The sequence below is a fragment of the Micromonospora sp. D75 genome, assembly GCF_018070405.1.
Taxonomy (GTDB): Bacteria; Actinomycetota; Actinomycetes; order Mycobacteriales; family Micromonosporaceae; genus Micromonospora; species Micromonospora chalcea.
The window spans coordinates 1-3,712 of sequence record NZ_JAGPXV010000594.1; the positions used below are offsets into that span (position 1 = coordinate 1).

Here is a 3,712-nt window from a genome sequence, read left to right on the forward strand (position 1 = left end):
CCGACGTGCGCCTGGTGTCCGAGACGGACGTGAGCCACTACGAACGGGTCATCGAGCGGCTGCTCGCGGTCGCGCTGCCACCCGATGCCACGGCCGAGCTGGTGGCCCGGCGGCTGGGCGCCGCGCCGGTGCCCCGTCAGCGCGATCCGCACGACCTGGGCTGACCGGCGCGAGCTGGATCGACCGGCACGAGCTGGCGCGACCACCGGGCCCGGCGCCCCCGATGACCGTCGGGGCCGGTGGCCGCGCAGCGCGCAGGCTACGGCACGGGTACGACAGTTCAGGCCGGGACGTCGGTGAAGTGCTCGACCAGCGGCGGCCCCGCGAAGTACGGGCCGATCAGCCCGCGCCACTGCGCGAACCGGTCGGTCTGGCGGAAGTTCACGTCGTGCGCCTCGACCGAGTCCCACTCGACCAGCAGGACGAACCGGGTGGGCGACTCCACGCCCCGGGTCATCCGCACGGAACGGCAGCCCTCGGCGCCGGCGAGGATCGGCCGTGCCTGCGCGTAGGCGGCGGCGAAGTCGTCCTCGTTTCCGGGCGTCACATCGATCAGCGCGACCTCAAGAACCATGTCCGCAGCCTGCCATGCCACCCCGCCGGGTGTACGCACCGGGGGAGACGCCCGGGCGAGAGTTGCTGGGCTAGCCTCCTAGGATGCGCTGCGCGGGGTGAGGCGGCGCACGTCACCCAGCCGTACGACGGCCCGGAGATGCGGCACCTGGGTGTGATGGTGAACAATGGCGCCCGAGGAGGGGAGTATTCCCTCGCGGTGGAGTCGTCAGCACGGAAGAGCGCCGGTACCTTACGGTGGCCCGACCCGGCTCCGTCGGTCGGAACCTGCTGTCAGGCTCCGGCGGAAGAGACCTCCGACAGTCACCCCTGTCGGCGTCGACGCACCCCTGCAGCCCACCCGGCGTACGGTGTGCCCGAGGCCGCGTGTCTGCCGGAGGATGGATTTGAACGTGTCCGCATTGGTGTGGGCGGTAACGCTGATCGCGATGATCGCGGTCCTGCTCGCCGACCTGTTCATCATCGGCCGGCGACCGCACGAGCCCAGCGTCCGCGAGTCCAGCCTCTGGGTGGGCTTCTACGTCGGCCTGGCGCTGATCTTCGGCGGGGTGCTCTGGCTGACCGCCGGTGGCCGCGTGGCGGGGGAGTTCTACACCGGCTGGCTCACCGAGTACAGCCTCTCGGTGGACAACCTCTTCGTCTTCGTCATCATCATGGCCCGCTTCGGGGTGCCCCGGCAGTATCAGCAGAAGGTGCTGCTCGTCGGCATCATCCTGGCGCTGGTCATGCGCGGCGGCTTCATCGCGGCCGGCGCGGCGCTGATCTCCCAGTTCTCCTGGGTGTTCTACATCTTCGGCGCGTTCCTCATCTACACCGCGGTGAACCTGGCCCGGCAGGGCGAGCCGGACGAGGACGAGTTCAGCGAGAACGTGCTGATCCGGTGGAGCCGGCGGGCGCTGCCGCTGTCCCGGGACTACGACGGGGCGAAGATCACCACCCGGGAGAACGGTCGGCGGCTGTTCACCCCGATGCTGATCGTGATGATCGCGATCGGCACCACCGACCTGATCTTCGCGCTCGACTCGATCCCGGCGATCTTCGGCATCACCCAGGAGCCGTACCTGGTCTTCACCGCCAACGTCTTCGCGCTGATGGGGCTGCGGCAGCTCTACTTCCTGCTCGGCGGCCTGCTGGACCGGCTCATCTACCTCAGCTACGGCCTCGCCGTGGTGCTCGGCTTCATCGGCGTGAAGCTGATGCTGGAGGCGCTCGCCGACAACCACCTGCCGTTCATCAACGGCGGCGAGCCCGTGGGGTGGGCCCCGCACATCCCGATCTGGCTGTCGCTCACCGTCATCCTCGGCACCCTGGCCGTGGCCACTGCGGCAAGCCTGGCGAAGTCGTCGCGGGACCGGCGACGGGAGCTGGTCAAGACCCGCCCCTGACCGCAGGGTCAGACGCGGTGCGCGCCGACGAGCGTGGCGGCCCGGTCGGCGGGCAGCTCCTCCTCGACCACCCGGCGGGTCAGGTAGCAGGCGTGCAGCATCCGGCGCCGGCCGCCGTGCGGCTCGGCCGAGACGATCCCGACGTGGTGGACGCGCCGGCCGGGCCGCGCGAAGAAGTAGAGGTCGCCGGGACGTTCGTCGCCGAGCGCCACCGGCGTCGTCGCGTCCGCCGGGTCGTCGGCGTCGCGGGGGAGCGTGATCCCGTGCCGCCGCCAGGCCAGGTGGACCAGCCCGGAGCAGTCGCGGCCGTCGGTGGACAGGCCGCCCCAGACGTAGAGCAGGTCACGCAGCCGCTCGGCGACCGCGAGCACCTCCTTGGCCTCGGGGCGTTCGGCCGGCAGCGGCACCAGGTCGCCCTCCGGGGCCCACAGCGGGTCGGCCCGACCCGGTACGCGGACCGGTCGCCCGCCGTCCACCGGCCGCCCGGCCGACTCCAGGCGGGTGCCGAGCACCAGGCCGCGAAGCGCGGGTGCGCCGCCCGGCGAGGCGTGCAGCGTGGTGTGGGCGACGTCGACGGTCAGCGCGGCGCCGGCCGGCTCGGCTGTGGTCAGGTGGGCGGTCCGCACCCAGCCCGGGTAGCCGTCGGCGCCGTGTTTCGCGGCGGGCTGGCCGAGCGCGACGACGCGGGCCCAGCCGTCCGGCCGCGTCTCGGTGATCCGTACCGGCTCGCCGAGCAGCAACTGGGTCAGGACGCAGTCACCGACCCGCTGGTCGCGGTCCATCCCGGCGATCCAGCCGGCGACGTCGGGGCAGTCGGCGAGAGCGGGCCGGTCGATCGGGCGCACCGCATCGGGTGCTGTCCACAGGGTCGCCACCGGCACCCGTACGACGGCCTGTCGGCACGGTTGAGGCGCCACGCGTACCCCTCTCTGGAATGCTTCTCCGGGCGACCATATGAAAAATTCTGCCGCTACTCAACCATGTGACTGAATTTTAGCTTCACGGAGGCCGGTGACGCCGAGACCCGGCGCGTCCGGCAGCAGCACGCTCGCGCCCTCGTACCGGATGCCGCCGGTCACCGGCGACCAGGCCAGCCACCAGGCGGCGTCGAGGTCCGACACGGCGGTGGTGCCGTAGGCGGCGACCAGGCTGGCGGCGGCGCCCACGCCGACCGGGCCCTCCATCATCGAGCCGACGATGGTGCCCATGCCGTGCGCGGCGGCCAGGTCCAGCAGCGTGCGGGCCGGTTGCAGCCCACCGCACTTGGCCAGCTTCACGTTGACCATGTCGGCGGCCCGCCGCCGGATCACCTCGACCATGTCCCGCACGTCGAAGACGGACTCGTCGGCCAGGATCGGCAGCCCGACCCGGTCGCTGACCCAGGCCAGCCCGTCCAGGTCACGGCGGTGCACCGGCTGCTCGACCAGCTCGACGTCGAGCCCCGCGTCCTCGATCGCGCGGATCACCCGCACCGCCTCCCGGGGCGTCCAGCCCTGGTTGGCGTCCAGCCGGATCCGCACGTCCGGCCCGACCGCGGCCCGCACCGCGCGCACCCGGTCCAGGTCGCCGCGGGCGTCGGTGCCGACCTTGAGCTTGAGCACCCCGAACCCCTCGGCACCGCGCCGCGCCGCCGTCGCGGCCAGGTCGACCGCGTCGCCGGCGGCCAGCGTGACATCCGTCGGCACCCGCAGCGCCGTGCCGCCGAGCAGACGCACCAGGGGTACGCCGAGCCGCCGCGCGGCCAGGTCGTGCAG

At 72.5% G+C, this 3,712-nt stretch carries 4 protein-coding genes; 1 reads left to right on the forward strand and 3 read right to left on the reverse strand.

Annotated features, from left to right (window positions below):
* Window positions 1–280: 280 nt before the first annotated feature.
* On the reverse strand, window positions 281–574 hold the full coding sequence (locus KBX39_RS26090) for an antibiotic biosynthesis monooxygenase (protein ID WP_030503827.1): 294 nt from the start codon (window positions 572–574) through the stop codon (window positions 281–283).
* 385 nt (window positions 575–959) lie between these two features.
* Between KBX39_RS26090 and KBX39_RS26095 the strand changes: the two genes are divergently transcribed.
* Window positions 960–1,958, forward strand: a complete 999-nt coding sequence (locus tag KBX39_RS26095) for a TerC family protein (protein WP_043329590.1) — start codon at window positions 960–962, stop codon at window positions 1,956–1,958.
* Window positions 1,959–1,966: 8 nt separating this feature from the next.
* Here the strand turns inward: KBX39_RS26095 and KBX39_RS26100 are convergent, their stop codons facing one another.
* Complete coding sequence (locus KBX39_RS26100) at window positions 1,967–2,803, reverse strand: NlpC/P60 family protein (RefSeq protein ID WP_312247490.1); 837 nt, start codon at window positions 2,801–2,803, stop codon at window positions 1,967–1,969.
* A 129-nt stretch (window positions 2,804–2,932) separates the two neighbouring features.
* Window positions 2,933–3,712 (reverse strand): mandelate racemase/muconate lactonizing enzyme family protein (locus KBX39_RS26105; protein WP_210872987.1); only part of this gene is annotated, 780 nt, incomplete at its 5' end.